Source organism: Bacteroides gallinarum DSM 18171 = JCM 13658, assembly GCF_000374365.1.
Classification (GTDB): domain Bacteria; phylum Bacteroidota; class Bacteroidia; order Bacteroidales; family Bacteroidaceae; genus Bacteroides; species Bacteroides gallinarum.
Map to the genome: position 1 here is coordinate 94851 of NZ_KB894119.1, position 26907 is coordinate 121757.

Here is a 26907-nt window from a genome sequence, read left to right on the forward strand (position 1 = left end):
ACATATTTCGTTGAAAAATCTTGTATCTTTGTTTTTATTTTAAATATCGGTATGAGACTATTGGTTATACTTTTCTTCGTTTTGCTTCCTGTCGGTCAGGAAATAAAAGCGCAGGCAGATACTGCACGCTATGAGGTAATAAAGAATATGCCTGCCTTTTACGAACAACTGAAACAGCAGCTCACTTATCCCGGAGCATGGGGAAACTCCACCGCCAAAGATTTCGAGGCATGGAGAGCCGAAGCGCGCAAGACGGTAATGGACTGCATGCAAAACCTGCCTCCTGCACCCGGAGCATACAATATGTCCGTTACCGGAACCGAGCAGCGCGAAGGGTATGAAGCGCGTAAGATATGGTTCAATGTGTCGGAATGGTCGCGCGTACCGGCTTATCTGTTGGTTCCCGACGGGAAGGGTCCTTTTCCGGCCATAGTGATGTTGCACGACCACGGGGCGCATTTTTCTATCGGGAAGGAGAAAATGGTACGTCCTTTCGGTGTCTCGCTGGAAGTCCTGGCGGACGCGGAAGACTGGGTAAAGCGTTGTTATGACGGGCAGTATACGGGTGATTATTTTGCACGGAACGGTTATGTAGTATTGTCTGTCGATGCTTTGTTTTGGGGAGAACGCGGACGCAAGGAGGGTATCAGCTACGACGGGCAGCAGGCGCTGGCTTCCAACTTCATGCAAATGGGTGCATCCTGGGGGGCTTTTATCAATATGGATGATGTGCGGAGTGCCGAATTCCTGGCTTCTCTGCCAATGGTAGACAAGAAAAGGGTAGGTTGCTTGGGGTTCTCCATGGGTGCTTACCGCTCTTGGATGCTGTCTGCCCTGACCGACTGTATCAAGGCTTCTGCCTCTATCTGCTGGATGAATACGACAGAGCACCTGATGACACTTACCAACAACCAGAACAAAGGCGGTTCTGCCTATTCCATGCTCATTCCCAATTTAAGGCGTTACCTGGATTACCCGCATACGGCAAGTATCGCCTGCCCCAAACCCGCTCTTTTCTTTAATGGAAACAAAGACAAATTATTTCCGGTAGAAGGTGTGAAAGATGCCTATGCTACTATGCAGACCGTCTGGGAAAGCCAAAATGCCGGCAATAAGCTTGTGACTAAGATATGGGATGAGAAGCATTTCTTTAACAGAGGGATGCAGGAAGAGGTATTGGAATTCTTTAATAAATGGCTAAAATAAAGGAAATTACTATGTTCAAAAGAATCTTTTTGTTTGTATTATGGCTTATTTTTGTTGTACCTTCAGCCTTAGGACAACCTCCACACACATTTACACAATACACATCAGAAAACGGATTATCACAGAAAACAATACAAAACATTATGCAAGACCATAAAGGCCTTATGTGGTTTACCACATGGGACGGATTGTATAAATTCGACGGATATACATTTAAAAATTACAAAGCCCACCCGGGAGACAATATTGAACTCAGCAATAACCGTCTTGGGTACATCAAGGAGGATTGTTATGGATATATCTGGATACAAAGTTATGACCATAAAGTATATCGTTTCAATCCAGGTACGGAACAGTTTCAGTCCATTCCTTACGAAAACTATTCAGCACAAAACATATATGTGTTACCCACAGGTAGTATCTGGATTACAACAACTCATAATGACCTGCTACATATAACTACCAATCCTCAAAACCATACTCTCACTGTCACTGACTTTTTTAAATCTCAGCAAATTTCATCTCCCGGGAAAGTTAACAACATATATCTGGACCGACAACAAAACCAATGGATTCTAACCGAACAAGGAATATATCGGTTCAATGCAAATTCTCAAAAGAAACAGGTAACATCTTTCTTTACCAGTTTATCTCCCCAAAATAACAATTCCTTTTATGATGCCATTGAAAATGAGAACAGCATCTATTTTTCATCTCAAAAAGGTAAAATCCTGCAATTTCACAATGGAAACTTTACCTCAGACAGCCTACCTATCCGTTCGTCAATCAGGTTTATCCGGCAATTAGCAAAAGAGAATCTATTCGTCGGTACCGACTATGACGGTTTCTTTATATACAATACAAAAACAGGAAAATATAAACAATATAATAGAGAAGGACATAAAGGTTTAAAGGACAACGAGATTAAAGATATATATATCGATTCACACCGACATGTATGGATAAGGACTAATATACCAGGTATTACTCATTTCAATCCTTTTAATGAAAAAATAGACCATTTTATCCTACAAGACAAATATGGAAAAGATATTACCGAATCTCGTATGGAAATTAATGTTTATGAAGATATTAACGGTTCCACATGGATACACCCTGCCGGTGGAGGGTTCGCCTGGTATAACCGAAAAGAAAATCGGTTAATACCTTTCTACAACCCTATTCTACAAACCGGTTGGAGTTCCGAGAATCGAGTAGCCAGTGCTTTTACTGACAAACAAGGAAACTTATGGCTCTGCTCTTTTGGTAATGGATTAGAAAAAATCACATTTAATACCAGTCATTTCCATTTACTTCCAATCCGTCCTCACGATTTAGAGTACGCCGGCAACAACATCCGTGCAATTTTCCAGGATAGCAATGGGAATATATGGGTAGGAAGCAAAGATAAAATCATACGAGTATATGATAAAAAGCTGCATTATCTCGGTAGTCTCACCTCACAAGGTACAATATCTCTTAACAGCACAGAGGAGTTAGGAATGGCTTATTCTTTTTTTGAAGACCACGAAGGGACAATATGGATAGGAACAAAAGGGAAAGGATTAATAGCAGCCCGTCACCAACATACCGCCCCTTTGAAATTCCAGTTACACCATTATATGGCTGATGATAAAGATTTATATAGCTTAAGTGGAAATGAAATTTACAGTTTGTACGAAGATACAAATCAACGGTTATGGATTGCAACTTTTGAGGGGGGAGTCAATTATCTGGATTTGAAAACTGCAATGCGGTTTCCTCGCTTTATCAATCACCGAAATCAACTTAAAAATTACCCGATTACCCAATGTTATCGTACCCGTTTCATCACTGGTGATGAACAAGGAAATATATGGATAGGAAGCTCCGCCGGCCTATTAATGTGTAATAATCCCAACAGCAATCCGGAGCAAATCAGATTCAGGCATTTCAGCCGCATTCCGGGAGACATACATAGTCTTAGTAACAACGATGTACATAGCATATTTTTCAGCAAAAATAAAGAAATGTATGTAGCCACTTTCGGAGGAGGTTTCAATAAACTGATTTCACTCGAAAACGAAGAAGCGAAATTTCAGCCATATACCACCAAAGATGGCTTATCCTCTGATATTTTGCTTTCCATAGAAGAAGACACTAAAGGGAATCTATGGTTAGCTACAGAAGAAGATTTGTGTAAATTTAATCCTGTTACGGAAAGGTTCACCATTTACCAGGCCAAATCTTTTCCTGTGCATACCAATTTTAACGAGGGTGCCGCTTTACATACACAAGACGGCAAATTCATATTCAACACCGGGAAAGGTATGCTTTATTTCTCTCCGGATTCTATCAACAACAGTAATTATATTCCTCCTATTATTCTTACACAATTCCAACAGACCGAAGACACACCCGGTACACAAAGCCACAAAATTCTAACTAATAACATAGACGATACGCAATCCATTGAATTACCCCATAACCAAAATAGTTTCAACATTCAATTTGCCGCATTGGATATGAAATATCCTAATAGCATTTCCTATGCGTACAAATTGGAAGGTTTTGAAAAAAAATGGAATTATATAGGTCATCAACGCACCGCAACTTATACCAATCTCCCCAAGGGAAATTACAATTTAAAAATAAAATCAACCAACAGTGATGGTATATGGGTAGAAAACACCCGAACGCTAAACATTACGGTACTTCCTTCTTTTTGGGAAACTCCCTGGGCATATCTACTTTACATATCAGGAATCATTTTAATCATCCTAACAGCTTCTTACATCTTATTTACCATATTCAGACTCAAACATAAAGTTACGGTAGAGCAACAAATATCAGATATAAAGTTGCGCTTTTTCACCAATATATCCCACGAATTACGTACACCGCTAACTTTAATCGCAGGCCCCATAGAACATATTTTGCAAAACGGCAACCTGAATAATGAGGAAAAAGAGCAATTGATATTAGTAGAACGGAACACTCATCGAATGCTTCGACTCGTCAACCAAATTTTAGACTTCCGTAAAATACAGAATAAAAAGATGAAAATGCGGGTACAACAAATCGATTTGATACCTTTTACCCGACATATTATGGAAAATTTCGATAGTATGGCCGATGAACATCAAATTGATTTTAAATTAATATGCCAACCGACCTCACTTTGCATTTGGGCGGATGCAGATAAGTTAGAAAAAATACTATTCAATTTACTCTCAAACGCTTTCAAATATACTCCGCAAGGCAAAGAAATTAAAGTTACTATACAAGAAAGCGAGAAAGATGTAACTGTTTCCGTTGAAGATCAAGGAATAGGTATTGCTGAAAACAAACAAAAAGCTCTATTTACAAGATTTGAAAATTTAGTAGATAAGAATCTATTCAATCAGTCCAGTACAGGAATCGGGTTATCATTGGTAAAAGAATTAATTGATATGCACCATGGAAAAATTGATTTTTACAGTAAACCTGGGGAAGGAAGTAGATTTGCCATACACTTGTTGAAAGGCAAAGAGCACTACGATATTTCTACTGAATTTATTATTTCTGACCAAACAGTTACAAGTATTAATGAAACTTATGCTAATGGTACTTTATCTTTGATTAACGAAGATACAAACAACAGCATAAGTACAGATAAAGAAACCTTATTAATTGTTGAAGATAACGCTGAATTACGTTTCTTCTTAAGAACAATTTTCACCCCATATTTTAATGTCATCGAGGCAACGAATGGTAATTCTGGCATAGAAAAAAGCAAACAGTTCTTACCTGATATCATTATCAGTGATGTCATGATGCCTCAAAAGGACGGTATTGAAATGTTGCATGAGCTACGTGAGGAAATCACTACCAGCCATATACCAATTGTACTGCTTACTGCCAAATCGACTATCGAGAGTAAGCTGGCGGGAATGAAATTCGGTGCAGACGACTACATTACCAAGCCTTTCAGTGCTACCTTCCTGAAAGCACGTATATTCAATCTGCTCGAACAAAGAAAAAAGCTGCAAACACTGTATTGTGCAAGTTTGCAACCTTCCATACAGGAACAAATTGAGCAACAGACCGAACTTCCACCTGCCCCCCAATTATCCCCCAATGACCAAAAGTTTATGGACACCATATTATCCTTTATCAATAAACATCTTGATAACGGCGACCTCATGGTAGAGGATATAGCAAAAGAGGCGAATATGAGCCGTTCTGTATTTTTCAAAAAGCTTAAAACATTGACAGGTTTATCCCCTGTTGAGTTTCTGAAAGATATACGTATTAAAAATGCTGCAGAACTAATCAAAAGAAATGAATATAATATGGCACAAATTGCCTACATGGTAGGATTTAACGACTCCCACTATTTCAGCAAATGCTTTAAGCAACAATATGGAATTACACCTACAGAATATAAAGATAAATGGTTGAAGTAAGGCATATGCCTTACTTCAACCATTTATTAAAGAAGTTTAATATAGCCTTTTGTACCTTGACACCACAATCATGTGGCATATCCCATAGTTCAGTTTTCAGGCGTTCATCCGCTGATTGTTCCTTCCAGACCTTATGCATTTCTTCAAAAGCGTCTTTCACCCCTACAACAGGAAAAAGTCCGTCATGTTCTCCGTTTAAAAAAAACATCGGTTTCGGGCAAGCAATAGAAGCAATATGCGGATAATCTAAATAACGGCGGATTCCAGGTAACATATTGGCGAATCCTCCCCGTTCACGCCCATATTCCCAGGAAAATTGACAGTCTGTAGTAGTCATCCAACAGATAGCCGCTCCTACCCGAATTTTATCAGACAAAGCAGAAAGCATCCAGGCACGATATCCTCCCATAGAAAATCCCATACAAGCGATACGTTTAGAATCTACTTCAGGAAATGTTGCAAGATAATCTGTCGTATAAATATCTTCATAATTCATAAATGCACTCAGACTACGCCCTAGCATCATAAAATTACCCGCAACATCGGCATATTTACTACCGTCAGCTCCCTCTTTACGACCGCGTTCACCCCAATAAAGAGCATCCACAGAAATAACGACATAACCGTGAGCTGCCAAATAATCTCCAACATATTGTCCGCCATAACAATTTCTTGCCCATCCGTCCGCATCATCCAATATTGCCTTATCTATGGCAAACGGGCGAATCATTTTCTCCTTACCTATTGTATAATGGCCTCCATGGTCGTGAAGAAGTACCACAGCAGGAAAAGGTCCTTTCCCATCAGGAACTAACAGATAAGCACATACACGAGAATATCCGGTCAAATTGAAACTGATTTTTCGTGCAGAATAACCGTCGCGTTGCTCTTCCGCTATAATTTCCGTTCGATAATCGGTAGTATAAGGTGGAGGAGCCAACATTGCATTCAACACCTCCGCTCGTGCTTGCTTTCGCCACTTTTTAAAATTCTTAACCGGACTGTTTCCCCATGCCAGCGGATAAGTCAGTTCCTTTTTCAACTTATCTAAGAATACAGGCATCTCCCGCTCTAATTCATAAGAAGATGTATGCTGAGAAAGGGCGGTCGTCGAAACGACCAACCCCATTATTATAAATTTCAATCTTTTCACTGTCAAATTCCGTAATTTATTTATAACCAGGATTCTGTTGAAACTCATCTTTATTAATGATTGCATCCAACTCATCTTGTGGTATCGGACGCAATTTATGAAAATCTTCTATATTCTCTGCAGCATCCGGATTGTATTTTTTTACACGTTCAATCAATTTGCCGGTACGCTTCAAATCAAAGAAACGTTGTTGCTCACCAGCTAACTCTCTGGCTCTCTCATCTAATATAAAATCGATATCTAAATCGGCTTCCGCAATTTTCATAGCCTCTTCCTTACCAGGAACAGCCCTTTTTTGACGAAGAATATTTATATACTTAACGGCTTCACTCGGATTATTATTCATCAATTCAGCCTCAGCAAGCAACAGATACATTTCACCTATACGAAGCACAAAAGCATCACGTTTACTTTCATATTCCCAACCGGTAGGTTTTGTATTATCCTCAAATTTATAAGTTGATACAAAATAATCGCGCGTTCCTATGGTTTTACCATCTGCATCATAAACATCATTACGGTCGAATATCTTATACTGTTTACTTGCTCTATATGCATCCGTAACGGCGTACTTCAAAGTTACAAAAGCCGTATCACCAATAGCCAAACCGTTGGGAGCTCCATATTGCTGTCCGTATTCTTTAGTATAATTGTCAGTTGTACTATTCACATACCAAGCTGTACGGAAAGTAGCATCATAACGTTGGTCAATATCTTCATCGAACATATTCAAGAAAGCGATAGTAGGCATACACTGTACCCAAGGGGCATGTGTATCAGGAGTAACCCAAACGCCACAACCGCCAACCATCCAATAAGACATGGCAGAGAATAAAGGTGAGCCATTACCTCCATTATTACGCAACGGTGATTCTTCTCCTTCTTCAAATGTGCCATACAAAGAAGAATCAGAACTATAATCCACCCACCAAATAGCTTCCCGATTATTCTGGCCTTCACTATTATCCATATCGAATGTCTCTTTAAATGTATCGTAGAAGCCTAAATCCGACGTTCCAATAACCTCCTTCGCCAAACTAATCGCATCGGTATATTTACCTCTATACAAACACATTCTGGCTTTTAGTGCTTTGGCTGCCAACTGAGTAACACGACCGTTATCTTTAATAGGAGTAGCCGGGAGGAGGCTGATAGCATCGTCCAAATCAGCAAATATCTGAGTATAGAAATCCTCTACAGAAGACCGGTGTGCTGTATTGACCGGAGCTTTCATTTCTTCTGTATAAAGAACAACATCTCCCCAAGTTTCAACAATAAGATGTAAATACAACGCTCTGAGAAAATGTACTTCACCTAAACGTTGTTTTTTCAGTTCTTCACTCAAGCCTGCTCCGTCTGCACGCTCGATGGCAGCGTTACATGTATTCAAGCCATTATACAAGATATTCCACATATAACCAATCAGTTCCTGGCTTCCTTGTAAGTCTTGTGTATAGAATGCCATAAAAGGAGCACGTCCGCAATCAGCACCTCCACCCGTATAACAATCTGTACCCATTTCCGTGAAAGCATATCCATCCGGTTTACCATACCAGGCACGGGAATACGAATAACAAGCATTGACCAAACTCTCATATCCATCAGGAGTATTATACAATACGTCACCTGTAATAGAGTTACGATTAGTTTCTTCCAAAAAATCGGAGCAAGAAGAGAATGCCAATATAGCGATAAAAAATAATATTATCTTTTTCATAAGTAATTGTTTTTAGATTAGAAACTGACATTTATACCAAATACTACCTGCTTGGTCATAGGATAAGAATTAGAGCCACCACGTTCAGGGTCGTAATCATCTACGGCACTAAAAGTAAAGAAATTCTTCAAAGTTGTATATATTCTCAACTTTGACATATTCAATTTGCTAATCATTTGTTTAGGGAAACTATATCCAAATGTTATATCCTTTATTTTCAAGAAATTTCCTTTACAATAAGCCAAGGTACTCTTATAAAGCATCGATTCATTCTTATTGAAATTCGGGCGCGGATAAGCATTCGTCGGATTCTCCGGAGTCCAATAGTCGCATGCTATCGAATTATTCCAACCACTCGGATTGAAGTTCGCAGCAGCCTCATTTTGAATCAGATGTCCAACACGAGCATACAAGAAGAAAGATAATTCCCAACCCTTATATTCAAAACGATTATTAAGACCAGCAGTCCATTTAGGAGTTTGCTGTCCCAATACCTTTCTGTCATTGTTAGCATCTATCGCCCCATCGTTATTTTGGTCACGTACTTTGATATCACCAGGCTCCTGACCATATTTAGCTGCTTCAGCAGCTTCACTGGTCTGCCATATACCAATCTTTTCATAATCATAGAATACCTTGGTCGGTGAACCTATGAACCAACCGCTACCGACATCATTCTGATTAGTATTCAATGCCGTAATTTCTTCTTTATTTGCAGAAAAGGTCAAATCGGTAGTCCATTTAAAATCTTTTGTGTCAAAATTTACAGTATTGATACTTAAGTCAATACCTCTTGTTTCTGTTTTACCGACATTACTGATAACCTCAGTAAAGCCAGTATGTCCCGGAAGAATCATCGGTAATAACAAATCCGAAGTCCATGTTTTATACGCATCAATCGTAGCATAAACCCTATTATTGAATAAACCGAAATCCACACCAAAATTTAAAACTCTCGTTTTTTCCCATTGTAATTCAAGATTGGCCATACTATAAGGACGATAGCCATAAGCAGGAACAGTACCAAATTCATATATCGTTTTGCTCAATCCACCTGTAGTCTGGTAGGGTGATACGGCACTATTACCGGACAAACCATAAGAAAGTCTCAATTTTAAATCACTTATTTCATCCACGGAACTCAAAAAGTGTTCATCTTTCATACGCCACGCAACCGCTACTGAAGGGAAATATCCCCACCTATTCCCTTTTGCCAATACCGATGAACCATCTGCACGCAAGGTGGCAGTCAACAAGTACTTATCCAATAATTTGTAATTCAAACGGGCAAAATAAGACAGCATAGACGATTCCGTAAGCGTACTCGACAAAGCATAGTCCTGTTGCGTTCCATCCAAATTGTGGAATAAGGATTGTTCAAACGAAAGCCCTTTACCCTCAGCATATGTATCTTCAGATGAACTTTTGGACATACTATGACCTACCATAGCCGTTAAAGAATGAATATCGAAATCTTTGGTATAAGTTAAAGTATTTTCCCATGTCCAGGAAGTAGAATGAGTTTCATTCTTGGACACTTTAGCCAACCCCTTATTACTTTCCACAAAAGTCGAATTTACACCTTCAAAATGTCCGTTACGAGAGTTTTGCGAGTCATAACCAAAATTAGTGCGGAACTGAAGCCCTTTTATAATTTCCCAATTAAGAAATAAGGTTCCGAAGAAACGATTGGATTTCATCTCATCCACATAATTATTTTTGTCTTGATTGAACAACATATTTATATCGGTTGCCCCGCTACCCGTAAACGGATATTTATTAAGAGAACCATCTTCATTAAATGGCACACCATAAGGTTCCTTTGTTTGTGCAGCATGAAATACATTACTCGGTGCAGCATTACGGGTAGAGGTCGTAAATAGAGCCGACGCACCTGCCTCCATACCTTTCATTATACGTTGACTGACATTGATACGACCATTAAACCGATCGAAATCATCTCCTATCAAAATACCTGTCTCATCAAAATAATCCAATGAAAAAGAAACCTTAGTAGCATCCGTACCACCACTAATAGAAACTTGATAATTCTGTGTGGTAGCATCATCCATAATTAAATCATACCAGTCTGTATTTACATTATTCTTGATACGTTCCAAAGCAACAGCATCCCAGATAACTCCGTCGTCTGCCGGAGAATTCCATTGGCCAACCGCACGCATCGCTTCACGGCGCATTGCCACATATTGTTCCGTATTATTCACTTTAGGTAAATTTGTCGAAAAGCTCGGTCCCCAATATGCATTAAAATCGACCTTTGCCTTACCTTCCTTACCTTTCTTGGTTGTCACAAGAATCACACCATTGGCTCCACGAGAACCATAAATAGCTGTCGTAGATGCATCCTTCAACACTTCAATAGACTCTACATCATTAGGATTAATATCGATATCTGTTCCATAAGCTATTCCGTCAACCAATATAAGAGGAGCATTACTTGCTGTCAACGACCGATTTCCACGAATCGTAAAATTAAAAGAACTTCCCGGTTGTCCGCTACTACGTGTCATATCCAAACCGGCAATTTTACCTTGCATACTTTCCAACACATTGCTGGTAGGAACAGCAGTAATATCCTGCGATTTTACTGAAGCGATTGAACCGACTAAATCTCTTTTCTTAACTACTCCATACCCCACTACAACCACTTCATCCAAAGCCTGGGCATCATCTACCAACACCACATCCACTGTATTCCGCGAACCCACAGATACTTCCTGTGTAACATATCCTATATAAGAGAAAACGAGGGTAGCTTTCCCTTCGGGAACTGACAACGAATATTTACCGTCCAAGTCTGTAATTGCACCAACGGAAGTATTCCCTTTTACAACTACATTCACACCAATCAAAGGTTCTTGCTTGTTGTCAGTTACCGTTCCGGTAATAGTTCTGTCTTGTGCAAAAGCACACTGCACTACCAGCATTACAAAAACAAAACATAAATTCCTGACATTGAAATTCAAAATGCTTTTCATATCACTACATTTGGTTAATAAATAAAGATTCAAAGTTTCTCAGCACAAAATTGCATTATTTTATTTCGCATTGCAAAGAATGAGAATATTCAGTTGTCCGTGGTGAAAAATATGCTCAAATAGGTGTAAAAATAGCCTTACCACGCCTAAAACAGTTTCTACAAAGATTATCCAGTATTTATTCCACCTAATTTTAATACTTTCTATTGAAAGCTTCCTGCTTTTTAAACGATACAATACTTTTTTTACTGTTTTTCCTCTAAAAACCGACCTTACATAATCTGTATTTCCACTTTCAATTAGAGAACCCATACATATTACTACGGGCTGTACAGTCCTTATTAGAAACCATACAGCCCATAGCCAAAAACAATATCCCTTGTAGTAATTACACTTAATATATTCCTAAGCAAACAAAAACGGGCAACTACCATTACCCTAAAAACAATAACTTTTATTTAAGATGCTTCAATATCCACACCAAATGCCCGTATTCCGTATCTTCCGATGTCCAATGCTCATTGATAGGAGTAATTAAAGCTTCTTTCGGGCAATCCAATACATTAAATACGGCATAGCTTGTAGTAGGCGGACAGACATCATCATTATACCCCCATGTTATATAAGTAGGAACTTTTATCCGGCGCGCAAAGTTCACCACATCATAATAAGCCATTGTTTTCAGTTTGTCGGGGGTATCCATACCGGGTACGCGGAAAAAGTGAGGATAGCCTCCCGCACGTCCTGCCATATAACCGGCCATATCGCTAAGAGCAGGATGATTGGCAACACAAGCAGTAACACGGGAATCGAGTCCGGCAGTTATCAGGGACAAAGCTCCTCCCTGGCTACCGCCTTGTACGATAACATTCCGTCCATCCCATTCGGGAAGAGAGGTAAGCAAGTCGATACAGCGAACACATGCCAGATAGACACGTTTCATATAATAATTGTCACGGTTATCCAGGCTATTATTCAGATAGCCGTTCTCTCTACCGTTGAATGCAGTAGATATTTCCTTGAACTCCTCAGCCGTCATTTCCGGATTCAATCCATGAATTTCTATCTCGAAACGGATACAGCCTTGTTCCGCATAGTATTTATGACGCAAAGGTTCTTTAATTGTTTTGATTCCCGCTCCCGGAGGACAAAGTACTACCGGACAAGAACCCTTCTTTGCATTCTTGGGATAGAACAGATATCCATAGACAGCCTGCCCCTGAGTATTCAACTGAAGTTTTACCAAATAGCAATCCACCTTATCTGTACAATACTTCTCTACCCGTTTCTTAGTATACTTCAAAGGAAACTTGGCAGCTTCCATTTTATTGCTTTCCCAGAACTCCTCAAAATCTGCAGGCAGTTGGGTATAAGGACGTATTTTCTCGGGAGAAAATCCTACTTTTACGTGGTGTTTATAGGTTTTATTACCCACAACGGCCGTCATACGGCAGTCGCGGAAACCAGGTTGTTTCATCGTCCCTATAGCTATGACGGCCCTGCCGTTTTTCAACACAACAGAACCTCGGGTATCGGCAGGCATCATATCATCCCCCAATTCATAATTCACCGTTACTCCATCCTGCGGAATACCGTATTTATAAAATTGAACTTCAACCGCAGCCTTCTCGCCGGTCTTATACACCCAATCGGCATGATTGGGAACAGTTACCCAAAGCACATCACTCCTGTACGGATAATTTTCCGCCTGTACAAAAGGCGAAAACAAAACCGTCAACAGCACGAATAATAAGTTTTTCTTCATTGGTATATAGATATTAAATTTCTTTTCTAACAAGCCTATCAGCGTTTGATTGTCAATAAAGTATTTCCGTTCCTTACCGGATTCCAACCGTCGTCGCCAGCCAATACCGCCTCTATTTCATACCCTTTCAAATCTTTCAACTGGTGAGAAAAAGCAGCACGGGCTTTCGGATTGGCTCCTTCGCCTTTGCTTTCATATTCAGCATAAAAAGCGGTCTTTTCGTTTTCCTTATTCCCCCAGTTATCCCAGCCGACAGGTAAAATATGCCTGCCAAGCTCACAACGGATAAATACCGCCTGCCCGTAAGGACGCCAGGGGCGTGAAAGGAACACACGGTCTACACCATTATCCGCAGTCAATTTGCAATCATAAAAAACGTAACCGTACTTCTGCCCTTTATCAGTGGAGGGAGCCGTTACATAACCGTTACTTTTACTGTTGATGTGGCAACGGTTGAAAACAACAGTAGACCAACCGAAGATAAAATCGACTGTCCCCTCTATGTAACAATCTTCGTAATACTGGCGGCAGCCTTTTCCATAAGTATACAATGTATCCTGAAATCCGAGAAAACGGCAGTTCTTGAAATAAGCGCGGTCGGCACTGACGAAACATGCTACCGCCTGCCCTACCGGACCGGAAGAGTTCTCGAACGTAATATTCTCGGCATAGAAATCGGGAGCATAAATATAGCAGGAAGAAGAACCGGATGTCCCCTTGTTCTCACCGAACACATTCTGCTTATTCGCATAATCGTCGTACGAAATAACGGCACCTTCCTGCCCGAGCAAGGAAATATTAATCTTACTTTCAGGTACTATCAGTTTTTCTTTGTACACCCCACGGCGCACCAGTATCGTAGTACGTACATTTTTGCGGAAATCCGGAACAGCATTGATAGCCTCCTGTACGGTAAAGAAATCACCGCTACCGTCTTGTGCCACTACATAATCGTAATGGCGCACGTATTTTGCCAGTTCCGGTACGGCATTGGCAATGGCATCCACTGTAAGCCCGGCTATAACCCGTGCGCCATGCACATTCAGGTGCGTATTATCCTCACGTCCTTTAGGCATGGCAGGTACTACATTGGCAGGTACCCACATAAAAAGTTTCTTGGATTCCTCAGGTCCCATACCCTCCACAAGCTCATGGGTAATTTTATTCATATCCACAAAAGGAACATTCAACTCTTTCGCCACATTCCGCGGAGAATCCAGATACGCTCCATGCGTATCTATCAGTTTATCCCCTTTCTCCGAAACAGCGGTCTGCGACGCATCACGCTTTGCATCCGGATTAATCCCCTTGCGAATATCATCCTGGATAATAGCCTGTGCCACAGCCTTATCATCGGCAACACCGAAATTACGCCGTACAATGGAATTGAAAAGCACCGGAATGCCACCTTTCTCACGTGTTTCGTTCACAAACTTACGAAGGTTGGCATCGAATGTCGTTCCCGGGTCAGTGTGGCGGTCTGCCTTAGGCTTTTCATCATTATGTCCGAACTGGATAAAAACATAGTCGCCTTTCTTAATCAGGGCAAGTACTTTATCCCAACGTCCCTCGTCGATGAAACTCTTGGAACTCCGTCCGTTCTGCGCATGATTATCCACAATGATATCTTCGGAAAAGAACCCGGGTAGGACATGTCCCCACCCTCTTTCGGGATTACCGCCCGTCAATGACTTATTAGACATGGTGGAATCGCCAATCATAAAAATCGTAATTTTCGGCTTATCGGAAGTAAAAGCCGAAAACAAAAAAAACAGCCCCAGGAGCAAAATCAATTTATGTTTCATACTATATAAATGTTTTATTTTTCCGCTGCAATGTTAGCCAAAATCACCCTGCATGAAGTGCAAAAAAAGTTGCAATCTGTAGAAAAATTAATTTTAATCGTATATTTGCCCGACGAATCAACTTACAAACCAACCAAATGGAGAAAACAAGAAGTAATACATTCATTCTCGAAAATGAGAAAACATGGGAACCCGCCGGTGAAGGTGTCGTTCGTCAGATTTTAGGATACGACGGGCAAGTGATGCTCGTTAAAGTCAAATTCGAACAAGGAGCAACGGGTGCACCGCACACCCATTACCACACCCAGACAACCTATGTAGCAAGTGGCAAATTCGAATTTACCGTTAACGGCAAAAAACAAATAGTCTCGGCAGGCGACGGCATTTACATCGAACCGGATGCCGAACACGGATGCACTTGTCTGGAAGCCGGCATACTGATTGACTGTTTCAGCCCCATGAGAGCAGACTTCCTGAAATAGATACATCAGTACCTGTAACCGGGCACATATTATACGGACTTACACAATACGCTATCAGGATTATCTGCAATCCCGCTTAATTCTGTGTAAGTCCGTATGGTATAGGAGTCAATCATGCGGCATCTCTTTCCAGTCGCTGCATATTCTGAAAAGATAGTCCGGATTTTCATATTTTGCAACCTCCTCTTTCGACAGTTGCTTCGCCCATTTCACCCGATTCGCATTGCCAGCCCCTTCTCCCGTACTTCCATACTCTGCATAACGGGCTGTTTTCTCATTTTCGGGATTACGCCAGTTATCCCAGCCTGCCGGACAGATGTGTTTCCCCAGCTCGCAGCCGATAAACACAGTAGCCGCATACGGACGCCACGGACGGCCTAAATAAACTTTATCGACTCCCGGTGCGGCAGTCAGTTTACAGTTTCTAAAGACATACCCCACCTCAACATCTTTTGGAGTGGAGGCAGCCGTTACATACGAATTGGCCTTGCTGTGAATAATACAAGTATCGAACAATGCAGTGGAAGGGCCGAAAATAAAATCGGTAGTACCCTCGATATAACAATTCAGAAAATAGAGCCGGGTAGCTTTTGCACCGGTATAAACGGTGTCCTGATTCCCCAGAAAACGGCAGTTAATGAAAACCAGACGGTCACCCTCCGTATGAAGCGCCACTGCCTGCCCCAACCGTGCAGCATTATTCTCGATTGTCAAGTTCCTAAAAGTAATGGAGCTCCCCTCTACCTTTAAGGTATAAGTGCGGAAAGTACCCATTTTATTTATATTAGCATGGTCGTCGTACGTGATAATCGTTTTTTCCACATCCTCACCGATGAAATCCACATTCTCCAACCAGGAAGGAAGAACGACTTTCTCCTTATACACACCATTCTTAACGAGCACCGTTACCTTATAATCCATAAAAGCCCGGATACCCTCCATTGCTTCGGTCAGCGTACGGTAATCTCCCGTACCGTCACGCGAAACTACAATCGTATCTTTCCATTGCTGTGCCGCCGATAATGAACTGGCACAGCAGAGTAGAGCTATCACAAAGCTACATAATGTTTTCATACCTGTCTTCATCCTTATTTTCGATTAACGATTGCCTTCACTTCTTGAAGACGTTCCCATTCCAATGATGCGAGAATAAACGGTCCTACAGCTTTAGGGTCGTTGCTACGGACAGTTTCATTGATGTAATAATCATAATCTCCCGAACGGTATACCTTTCCACCGAGCCCGGCTACGGCACAAGCTTGCGTAATGCTCACCACACCGTCCTTATCCACTTCAATCAGGTTATCGAGAATACCTTTGTATCCTTTAATAGCCACATCCAGGTAAGACTTGTCGATATAACCCTTACGTACCCCTTTGAACAAGGAATATACGAACATCGTGGAGCAGGAAGACTCCAGGTAATTACCCGGCGCTCCGCTCTTGTCCAACACCTGATACCATAAACCGGTCTTGGTATCCTGCAGGCGCTTTACCTGGGAAGCAATCTTATTGAAAATAATCAGCATAGAATCGCGTCCGGCCTCCTGTTCGGGAATGAAGTCGAGCGCATCGACAAATGCCATGGCATACCACCCCATAGCACGTCCCCAGCTATGCTTGGACTGTCCGGTAACCGAATCGGCCCAGCGTTCCTTACGGCTCACATCACAAGCGTGGCGGTACAAATCGGTCTTAGGGTCGTAAGTATGGCGGGCCGCCATTAGGAACTGCCTGATGACATCCGCATAATCATTCACCCTATTATTGCGGAAAGCATATTCCGCATAGAAAGGGGCGCCCATATAGATACCGTCCAACCATACCTGGTTCGGATAAATTTTCTTATGCCAGAAGCCACCGTCTGCATTACGGGGATGCTCATCGAGCTGGCTCCTCATTAAAGCGAGCGCCTTTTTGTATTTCTCATCCTTCTCCTGCTCATAAATACGGAATATAAACTTACCGGAATTGATGCGGTCCAGGCTGTATTCCTCCCGATTATACATTTTGATTGTTCCGTCGGCATTCACCATCGTATCGGCATAAGCCAGTGCATAATCATAAATTTTCCGGTCGCCGTAACGGTCATATACTTTCAGCATGGATTGCAGTTCCAACCCGTGGCAATAATCCCATTTCAGCCGGGGCTGAAAATCCAACTGCCAGGACTCCGGACAGCGAATCATCTCGGACTCCACCATACGCACCGACCACGGCAAGTCCGTGCTTACGCGTTGCGCAAACAGATTCGAAGTAGAAAACAATACCAAACCGGATACAATAAATTTACAAATAGAGTTTTTTTTCATGAAGCTTTTCTTTTGTGGTATTAGACCTTATTATTTTTCACGAAACAAAAGTAGGAGTTTCTACCCAAACCCCTGTGCATTTTTTGGCGCAGAGGGTGTATTTTTTGATTTTCGTGTGCGGAAACGAACAAATTTGTGCACGATAACGACAAATTTGTCCAAAATCATCCTTATTTACTATTTATTATGCCTTTACAGTTTGATTAATTGAGAAAAGGTCTTATTTTTGACCCCGATTTTCAATTCATACTATTGTAAAACATAATCATTTATCAACTTAAATCACAAAAGAATGGGACAAGTATTCAGTTACATCATCGCTCTGGGAGCGTCGGTAATGATGCCAATTATTTTTACAGTTATTGGCATGTGTATTGGGATGAAATTCAGCAAGGCACTGAAATCGGGTCTTTTCGTCGGAGTCGGTTTCGTTGGACTGGGCGTAGTCACGGCTTTGCTGACAACCAATTTCGACAATCCTCTGAAAGCGATATCCGCCCTGTATCACCTGCAACTGAACGTATTCGACATGGGATGGCCTGCCGCTGCCGCAGTAGCTTATAATACAGCCGTAGGCGCATTAATCATACCGGTATGTTTGGGAGTCAACCTCCTGATGCTTATTACCAAAACCACGCGAACGGTAAACATCGACCTCTGGAATTACTGGCATTTCGCATTCATCGGCGCTGTAGCCTATTTCGTTACCGGCGAGAACTTGGCATGGGGCTATTTCGCCGCCATTATCTGCTACGTTATCACACTGGTTTGCGCAGACCTTACCGCCGAGAAATTCCAGAAATACTATGATTTGGATGGTATCTCTATCCCCCAACCATTCTGTCAAAGTTTTACCCCCTTCGCTATCATCATCAACAAGGCACTGGACAAAATTCCCGGCTTCTCCAAATTAGATATCGACGCCGAAGGTATGAAAAAGAAATTCGGCGTAATAGGTGAACCATTGGTGCTGGGTGTTATCGTAGGTATGCTAATCGGCTGGGCTGCACAGCTCGACATTAAAAAAGTACTCTTCTTAGGCATCACAATGGGAGCCGTAATGGAACTCATTCCCCGTATCACCTCCCTGTTTATCGAAGGACTGAAACCCATTTCCGAAAAAACGTCCGAACTGGTGAAAGCCAAGTTCAACGGCAAGAAAGTACACATCGGTATGAGCCCCGCCCTGGTTATCGGACATCCCGCCACATTGGTAGCCTCCGTTATCCTGATTCCGGTCAGCCTGGCACTGGCAGTACTTCTGCCGGGTAACCAATTCCTACCGTTAGCTTCACTGGCAGGTATGTTCTACCTGTTCCCCATGGTACTCCCCTTCACCAAAGGCAATGTACCTAAGACATTGATAATCGGTCTTGTTACACTGACTATCGGCCTGTACTTCGTAACCGATATGGCACCCGACTTTACCTTAGCCGCCAACAACGTATACGCCGAGACACACGACCAGACTGCACATATCCCCGAAGGTTTCTCCGGAGGCGCACTTGATTTCGCCGCTTCTTTCTTCGGTTGGACCATATATAAAGGTATAAAACTCTCCTATGTAGGTGGCGCATTGCTCGCCGCAGTAGCAATCGCAATGATGCTCATCAATCGCCGCCTCATTATCCGCAGTGAAAAAGCAGCAAAAGAAACTGCAAAAAACGCATAATTAAGTAAACACAGTATTTATATTAAAAAGGTTATAATAACAATGAAAAAATTAGTAATTGCCCTGATGTTGGGCGCTGCCGCAGTTACGGCTTCCGCCCAAGTAAATTACACTTTACAGACGGCCTGCCACCCGCAGGATGTAAAGCACTATGATACGCAACGTCTTCGTAGCGCCTTTATGATGAGCAAGGTAATGGCTCCGGATGAAATCAACGTAACTTATACGCTCTACGACCGTTTGATTTACGGAGGCGCAATGCCTGTAAACAAAGTGTTGAAGCTGGAAACTTTCCGTGAGCTGGGTCCGGAAATCACTTACTTCCTCGAACGCCGCGAGCTGGGCGTCATCAATACCGGTGGTGACGGAGTAGTTACCGTAGACGGTAAAGAATACCCCATGAAATACAAAGAAGCGCTCTACGTAGGTTGCGGCAACAAAGAAGTTACTTTCAAAAGCAACGATGCAGCCAATCCCGCAAAATTCTATATCAACTCGGCTCCGGCTTACAAGCACTACGTTACCCAGTTGATCACGACCGATGCCAAACTCCAGAAAGCCAATCCTAAGAAATACGCCTTGGGTATCTCCGACCATTACGGAAAAATGGAAGACAGCAACGACCGTGTCGTAAACCAACTGATTGTAAAAGACGTTCTGGAAAGAGTGAAAGACGGCGGTACGAACCAGTTGCAAATGGGGCTTACCGAACTCGCTCCCGGTTCCGTATGGAACACCATGCCCGCTCACACCCACACACGCCGCATGGAAGCTTACTACTACTTCAACCTGTCGGCAGGAAACGCCATCTGCCACTTAATGGGTGAACCGCAGGAAGAACGCCTCATATGGTTGCACAACGAACAGGCTATCACTTCTCCCGAATGGAGCATCCATGCAGCCGCAGGAACCAGCAACTACACCTTTATCTGGGGTATGGCAGGCGAAAACCTGAAATACAGCGATAAAGACGAAATCAAATACCTGGATATGAAATAACATCCATAAACAAGAAATAGGCATAGTTGTTCACAGCTATGCCTATTTTTGTCATTTTCTCCATGATTTACACCAAATATTACACACACACATAACACGAGAACGCGTAATTTTGCAACATTAAAATAATAAATCTATTATCATGAGTACAATTCAGAACACACTGGGCAAGATGTCCAACTATCGCTGGACCATTTGCGCCATGTTATTCTTCGCGACAACAGTTAACTATCTCGACCGCCAGGTACTATCGCTTACCTGGAAAGATTTTATCGCTCCGGAATTCCACTGGACCGACTCCCACTACGGAGACATCACCGCTATTTTTTCTATCGTATATGCTATCGCCAACCTATTCGCAGGTCGTTTTATAGACTGGATGGGTACTAAAAAAGGATACATCTGGGCAATCGGCGTATGGTCCTTAGGAGCCTGCCTCCACGCAGCCTGCGGCTGGGCTACCGAACACGTGGTGGGTATCCATGACGCAGCCGCAATGATTTCCGCCACAGGCGCCGTAGCATCCACCATTGCTATCACGAGCGTATACTTTTTTATCGCAGCCCGTGTAGTACTGAGCATCGGTGAAGCCGGCAACTTCCCGGCAGCCATTAAAGTCACTGCCGAATACTTCCCTAAAAAAGACCGTGCATTTTCCACATCCATATTCAATGCCGGCGCTACGGTAGGCGCACTGGCAGCTCCGGTTACCATTCCTCCCCTGGCACGTTATTTTCAGAGTATCGGCGTAGGCAACGGCTGGGAAATGGCATTCATCGTGATAGGTGCCTTGGGATTCGTATGGATGGGCATGTGGATGTTCATGTATAAGAAGCCGAACGAAAATCCCCATGTCAATGCAGCCGAGCTCGCTTACATAGAGCAGGATAAGCTGACAGATGAAAAAAGCAGCACCGATACGGAGGAAGAAAAGGAAGAAAAGAAAATGACATTCCTCCAATGCCTGAAATACCGCCAGGCATGGGCATTCGCTATCGGTAAGTTCATGACAGACGGCGTATGGTGGTTCTTCCTGTTCTGGACTCCCGCCTATATCTCGGACGTCTACGGTTTCTCGTCCGACAGCGGAACCGCACAATTACTGATTTTCGTACTCTACGCTATCACCATGCTGTCCATTTACGGCGGTAAACTGCCTACTATCATTATCAACAAGACAGGCATGAACCCTTACGCCGCACGTATGCGCGCCATGTTCATCTTCGCCTTGTTCCCCCTGCTTGCACTGTTTGCACAGCCGCTCGGCGCATACTCCTACTGGTTCCCTATCATCATAATAGGTATTGCGGGCGCCGCTCACCAGTCATGGTCGGCAAACATCTACTCCGTAGTAGGCGATATGTTCCCCAAGAGTGCGGTAGCCACTATCATCGGTTTGGGAGGTATGGCAGGCGGTATAGGTTCGTTCTTCATCAACAAAGGTTCCGGTATGCTGTTCGATTACGCCGGCACTACCAATATGACCTTTATGGGCTTCGAAGGAAAACCTGCCGGATATTTCGTGATATTCTGCATATGCGCGGTAGCTTACCTCATCGGCTGGATAATCATGAAAGCACTGGTTCCGAAGTACAAACCTATCGTATTGAACTGATATAAATAAAACATACACATACAGAAAAGCCCTTTCGCATGAAAGGGCTTTTCTGTTCTTTTACGGTCGTATCCATAAAGAGGAAAAACCGGTAAAGACAACCTCAAGGCGAAAAAAAGGGAAGTCTCACGACTTCCACAATTCTTCTAACCTTAAATCTAAATCTCTATGAAAAAAACGTGTTGCAAATATAAGGCTTTATTACACACGTTGTTATTAATAAAGTCTATAAAGCGAAAGAAAATATTTAAGATTTACTAAACGATAGGCAGATAGCAGATTACAGAAAACCGGAACATCCCGTTTCCTCTTGTTTCACCTTACAATCCGCAGCTTTTCAACAGCCGGCAGTAGATAGGATTCTGTTTCAGCAAGAGGGGCACTCCGGTTATGAACATCTGCCTGCGCGCCCTGGTTAGCGCCACATTCAGCTTGCGGTCTATCTGTACTCCGTTCTCCTCTGTCAGATTAGCAAGAAACCTCAACTGATACGTTCTGTTCACGCAGAAAGAGTAAATGATGACATCCCGCTCACTCCCCTGGAAACGCTCCACCGTATCTACCAGGACATCATTCAGGACACTAATCCCCATAGCAGCTATCTCTTTCTTAATCAAAGCTATCTGACTGCGATAAGGAGTAATTATCCCTAAAGTGGAAACAGCGTCGAATCCCTTTCCGGCAGAGGCATACTGCCGGTACACGGCAGCCGCCAACCGTGCTACAATCCCAGCCTCCGAATGGTTCACCTTGACCGACTGCATGGGAAGCTCGGGTACAGACGGGATAAAGGCGACACGGCGCGTAAGCACCCCGGCAAATTCATCGACAGACAGTCCGGGCGATAATTCGAGCATCCCTGTCTGATGTTCCAGCCCTACCGGTTGCAACAGTCCGCCGTAAAAGGCATGATTCGGAAAAGCCGCCACCTCCACATTCATACGCCCCTGGCGGCAAAGCATATCGAGGGAACGGAAAGAGGAAAAGGAATGCTCGGAAACAGGACTTTCCAAACATTCTGCCGCCTGCCTGCCGGTTATACTCCGGTAAAGGCGTTCGAACAGAGAATCTTTCAGGTTGTACAAACCGATACCCCGTAGCCCCTCATCGTGCACCTCCGACTGCTCCGGCGACTGAAGCACCACCGCCGGAAGCTGCTTATGGTCGCCTATCAGGATAAACTTGCCGATAGCATTTCCGCCGGAAGCACCGCGCATGCAAAGCAGCCCCAACAGTTGCGGTTCCAGTATCTGGGTAGCCTCATCTATCAGAGCCACATCAAACGTTTTCAGTCGGAACAGTTCGCTCCTGGAAGAAAGAGTAGCCACCGTACCTACGAAAATACGGCATCGAGCCATGCGTTCCTGCACCTCACGGCGCGTAGAACAAGGCTCCAATACATTCCCTATCAGATACGGGCGGTAAGCCCCGTCACATGACAACTCGCTGCCGATGCGTATAAAGTCCACCTCCGGCGTAATGGCAACCAACATCTTGCATATCTCGTCCACCGCCCGGTTGGTGTACGAAAGCAGCAGGATTTCCTTTCCCTCCCGGTAGAAAGCCTCCACCATGCTGCGCAAGGCGCGGGAAGTTTTGCCCGTTCCCGGAGGGCCTACCAACAGGAAGTAATCGCCGGCAGCCCGCGCCTTCAGGGTGATACGCGCAAAGTCATCGGGAGCCGCGGCTATGGCACTGTCCAAAGAAGTGTCGAATACCGGCGGACGCCGGTTCAGCAGCAAGTCCCGGCGTTCTTTCGTGGCATCGAGAAAAGCCGCCAGCCCTCCGTACATGCTACGGAAAGAAGTATCCATATAATCGTGTTCTATCGCATAACGGCTATCCACCGGCAGTACTCCGGCATTCTGCTGTGCAGCACGAAGCCGGATACGGACATCGCTATCGGAAATATGCTCGATACTCCCCTTAAATACCATTTTGCAGGTTACATTATCCTCGGCGGTATTCCGTTCGTACAAAACCACGGCATCCCCCTGTCTGAAATTGGGCAACACACCGGTATCCTTATGCGTGCGTTCCAGTAGCAGATAAGGCCGGTGAACATCCGCCGCACCGTTCTGCCGTATCACCAAGTCATACAAAATCTCCCCGTTCCCGCTTTTCTCCGCCAATGTAGAGAGCCACAAAGCCGCTGCACCGGCACGTCCCTCATAATCCGTGTCGCCCGATTTCGAAGTATAAAGTTCCTTGGTTATAAAGTTGTACAACGCATAGAAATAAGCCTGCTCCAGCGGCGACAGCGCACGGAGCTTTTGCGTCACAGCATCGATAGAAGGATGCAGGTAACGTTTCCACAACACATTATCGAGCTTCCGTTCATTCAGGATTTCCGGCCTGATGTCCTGCAAACGCTCCGCCGTATATTGCAGGCTGTTGTGCAACTGGATACCATACTCATTCGCCACGATACGGTTGCGCACATCCATTACCCGGCGCAGCATCGCCCACGAGGGACGTGCCGGATAAAGCAACGGATAGCGCGTATAAAGCAGGTACGATTTCACCCGGCGGTGGTCTTTCCCCATTGCATACTCCAGTACTGCCTGATACAACAACATCTGCACCTTATTATTCTCCTTCGGCTCCACCTTGCCCCGGATAGCATACTCATCCGCTTTGCCCGACTTCATTTCGATGAAAGACGACATATCGCGCTGCATATAGTCCAGCCGCCCCTGCAAGCCCAATGCCTCACAGATATAAGAAGGCTCCAGCACCGCATCCGTTTTGTCCAGCTCGTACCCCGCAGCCCGGAAAGTCTCCGTAACCGTTTGCCGGATATGGTCGAAATGCCGCTTGCAATCGGTAAAAAACTCACGCTCTTTCTCCCTGTCACGCAAATCGGCGCAGGCGGCAAGCTCGATTGGATAGGTACGGAACGCCTTCTTCATACACGCCATATAATCGGGCTCGCCTTCCGCATGAATCCACTCGTCCAGAAAGAGGTTGGCTATATTACCCAGCAGGAGCGGGCGGGTATTGCTACCGGACGCCTGCAACCTTGCCAGCATATAATTGGCGGGATGATGCCCGTACTCCCTGAAACACTCTGCCAGCGTACTGATATCGAGCAGGTAATCGGGCTCCAGGACGATAAAGGAAGGTGTAAGCACCCTCTGCCCATCGACCGCCACATCCAGCAGATTAACCCGGGCATGCCGCCACAACACACTGCAAGTCCCGGCAAATTCATCATTCACCTGCGGCACATTATAACGCACCCGTAACGGCTCGTCCGCCACAGTATCCACGGGCAACACATACAGAAAAGTATCATCGGCATACTGGAAGCTGACGCGCATACGGCGTACACGCTCTTTCGGCATGGGAGCCGTGATATAGGTGGCATCGGCACGGGGAAGTAGCCGGTACAACTCCGCCGGAATGTCCTCGCCGGTCAAGCGCTTTACAAAAAAAGACAATGTTTTGGCATCGCGCAGCAGTTGCTCGCGCACGGGAGTAGACTGGCGGTTCAGCACGGCATTGGAGGTAAGCCTGAACGTGTGCAGGCGGTTCTGCTCTACGACAGAAAGCCCGAGCTTGGCAGCTACGAAATTGATACGTGCGGAAAGGTCGGTCATTTGCAGGCTGCTGTCCGCCATTTGCGTACGGCACAAATGTTCGAGCAACTCCCGCAACTGCCGGTAAGCCGTTCCCAGGGCAGTATCCTCCACCCCACAGGCAGCCGATAGCAAATTGAAATATTCCCTTACCTCCGTATTCATTCCCCGTCTTTCTCTACTGCCGCTTCCGCCAACTCTCCGCGCTCTTCCGTCTTTTTATCCTTAATCATCAGGATACTCATCTCATAAAGCAGATAAAGCGGCACGGCAACCACCGTCAACGTAAAGGGGTCGCCCGTAGGCGTTATGACAGCGGCAGCGATAACGATTATGACTACCGCATGGCGGCGGTATTTGCGCAAAAGCGTTTTGTGCACCAGCCCCAGCAGGGAAAGCAGCCACGTTACCAGCGGAAGTTCGAAGGCCAGCCCCATGCAAAGTACCAGCATCATAAAGTTATCGATATACGAATTAAGGGAAATTTGGTTCTCTATGGCCGCACTCAACTGATAAGTAGAAAGGAAACGCAAGGTCAGCGGATAAACCATGAAATAACCCAGCAATACGCCCAGGAAAAACATTACCGTCCCCACGCACAGCGCCTTCTTCACCCCTCTGCGTTCGCCCGGATAGAGTGCCGGGCTGATAAACCGCCATATCTCGAAGAAAATATAAGGTGCAGCAGTTACCACCGACATCCAGAAAGCCGTAGACATATGGATAAAGAAAGGAGCCGCCAGATTGATATTTATCAGCTTCACCCGGAACTCCTGCGTAAAGAACTCATCCTGCAAATCGAATGCCTTTCCGATATAGCGCAGCAAGTCATAGAAGATGAAATCGTTGTGGCAAGGCGCCAGCACCACATTATCGAACAGATAAGGCATTGCAATGAAGTAACCCACGGCCAATACGAACCATACGCCGAGGATGCGGAACAGCACCCGGCGCAACTCGTCCAAATGGTCCCAGAAGGTTAACTCTTTGTCTGACATTGCATAAAAGGGGAATATCCGGTTCACCACAGAGGGCACAGAGTTTCACAGATTTTTTTATTTTTCTGTACTGTAAGCAGCTGATTATCCAGAGGTACATAACGACCGGATAACTCTTTCTCTATGCCAAACAGGGAGAACTATCCTTTCGTCCTGCTCTCCTGCCCTACACAGCA

15 protein-coding genes are annotated in these 26907 nt (G+C 44.0%); 6 read left to right on the plus strand and 9 right to left on the minus strand.

The genetic code is table 11. The features are described from left to right. The first annotated feature begins 51 nt into the window (after positions 1-51). Together C233_RS0104695 and C233_RS0104700 are read left to right on the plus strand one after the other, a co-directional pair. Entirely contained in the window at positions 52-1206 is a 1155-nt protein-coding gene (locus C233_RS0104695; RefSeq protein ID WP_018666266.1) for a dienelactone hydrolase family protein, read from the plus strand. Continuing rightward, on the plus strand, positions 1194-5633 hold the full coding sequence (locus C233_RS0104700) for a hybrid sensor histidine kinase/response regulator transcription factor (RefSeq protein WP_018666267.1): 4440 nt from the start codon (positions 1194-1196) through the stop codon (positions 5631-5633). The genes C233_RS0104695 and C233_RS0104700 overlap by 13 nt, the downstream gene beginning before the upstream one ends. Before the next feature lie 10 nt (positions 5634-5643). Here the strand turns inward: C233_RS0104700 and C233_RS0104705 are convergent, their stop codons facing one another. The 5 genes from C233_RS0104705 to C233_RS0104730 all read right to left on the minus strand — a co-directional run bounded on the left by C233_RS0104705 (position 5644) and on the right by C233_RS0104730 (position 15072). Next, on the minus strand, positions 5644-6762 hold the full coding sequence (locus C233_RS0104705; protein WP_034777384.1) for a dienelactone hydrolase family protein: 1119 nt from the start codon (positions 6760-6762) through the stop codon (positions 5644-5646). Positions 6763-6802: 40 nt separating this feature from the next. Further along, on the minus strand, positions 6803-8503 hold the full coding sequence (locus C233_RS0104710; protein ID WP_025068620.1) for a RagB/SusD family nutrient uptake outer membrane protein: 1701 nt from the start codon (positions 8501-8503) through the stop codon (positions 6803-6805). Between the two features lie 17 nt (positions 8504-8520). After that, positions 8521-11502: a SusC/RagA family TonB-linked outer membrane protein gene (locus tag C233_RS0104715; protein WP_025068621.1), complete on the minus strand. Its 2982-nt coding sequence runs from the start codon at positions 11500-11502 to the stop codon at positions 8521-8523. 454 nt (positions 11503-11956) lie between these two features. Next, the gene (locus C233_RS0104725) at positions 11957-13267 is read right to left on the minus strand and encodes an acetylxylan esterase (RefSeq protein WP_018666272.1); all 1311 of its coding nucleotides are present in this window, start codon (positions 13265-13267) and stop codon (positions 11957-11959) included. 38 nt (positions 13268-13305) lie between these two features. After that, complete coding sequence (locus C233_RS0104730) at positions 13306-15072, minus strand: pectinesterase family protein (protein WP_018666273.1); 1767 nt, start codon at positions 15070-15072, stop codon at positions 13306-13308. Positions 15073-15209: 137 nt separating this feature from the next. Here C233_RS0104730 and C233_RS0104735 point away from each other — a divergent pair, with 137 nt between their 5' ends. Continuing rightward, positions 15210-15554: a cupin domain-containing protein gene (locus C233_RS0104735; RefSeq protein ID WP_018666274.1), complete on the plus strand. Its 345-nt coding sequence runs from the start codon at positions 15210-15212 to the stop codon at positions 15552-15554. Positions 15555-15662: 108 nt separating this feature from the next. On the opposite strand, the gene C233_RS0104740 is transcribed toward C233_RS0104735, so the two are convergent. Both C233_RS0104740 and C233_RS0104745 read right to left on the minus strand, forming a co-directional pair. Continuing rightward, the gene (locus C233_RS0104740) at positions 15663-16640 is read right to left on the minus strand and encodes a pectinesterase family protein (RefSeq protein ID WP_018666275.1); all 978 of its coding nucleotides are present in this window, start codon (positions 16638-16640) and stop codon (positions 15663-15665) included. Between the two features lie 2 nt (positions 16641-16642). Beyond that, positions 16643-17866, minus strand: coding sequence for a glycoside hydrolase family 88/105 protein (locus C233_RS0104745; protein ID WP_018666276.1), 1224 nt, complete (start codon positions 17864-17866; stop codon positions 16643-16645). A 292-nt stretch (positions 17867-18158) separates the two neighbouring features. Here C233_RS0104745 and C233_RS0104750 point away from each other — a divergent pair, with 292 nt between their 5' ends. From C233_RS0104750 to C233_RS0104760, 3 genes are all read left to right on the plus strand, one after another. Continuing rightward, positions 18159-19538: a PTS galactitol transporter subunit IIC gene (locus C233_RS0104750; RefSeq protein WP_025068622.1), complete on the plus strand. Its 1380-nt coding sequence runs from the start codon at positions 18159-18161 to the stop codon at positions 19536-19538. Positions 19539-19580: 42 nt separating this feature from the next. Further along, positions 19581-20537 (plus strand): 5-dehydro-4-deoxy-D-glucuronate isomerase, encoded by a 957-nt coding sequence (gene kduI, locus C233_RS0104755; RefSeq protein ID WP_018666278.1) that lies wholly within the window; start codon positions 19581-19583, stop codon positions 20535-20537. A 142-nt stretch (positions 20538-20679) separates the two neighbouring features. Continuing rightward, positions 20680-22152 carry an MFS transporter gene (locus C233_RS0104760; protein ID WP_018666279.1) on the plus strand — a complete coding sequence of 491 codons (1473 nt, stop codon included), beginning with the start codon at positions 20680-20682 and terminating at the stop codon, positions 22150-22152. A 320-nt stretch (positions 22153-22472) separates the two neighbouring features. Here the strand turns inward: C233_RS0104760 and C233_RS0104765 are convergent, their stop codons facing one another. Both C233_RS0104765 and tatC read right to left on the minus strand, forming a co-directional pair. Continuing rightward, the gene (locus tag C233_RS0104765) at positions 22473-25898 is read right to left on the minus strand and encodes a DEAD/DEAH box helicase (protein ID WP_018666280.1); all 3426 of its coding nucleotides are present in this window, start codon (positions 25896-25898) and stop codon (positions 22473-22475) included. Beyond that, entirely contained in the window at positions 25895-26731 is an 837-nt protein-coding gene (gene tatC / locus C233_RS0104770; protein WP_026314734.1) for a twin-arginine translocase subunit TatC, read from the minus strand. Before tatC ends, C233_RS0104765 begins: the two co-directional genes overlap by 4 nt. Between the last annotated feature and the right edge of the window lie 176 nt (positions 26732-26907).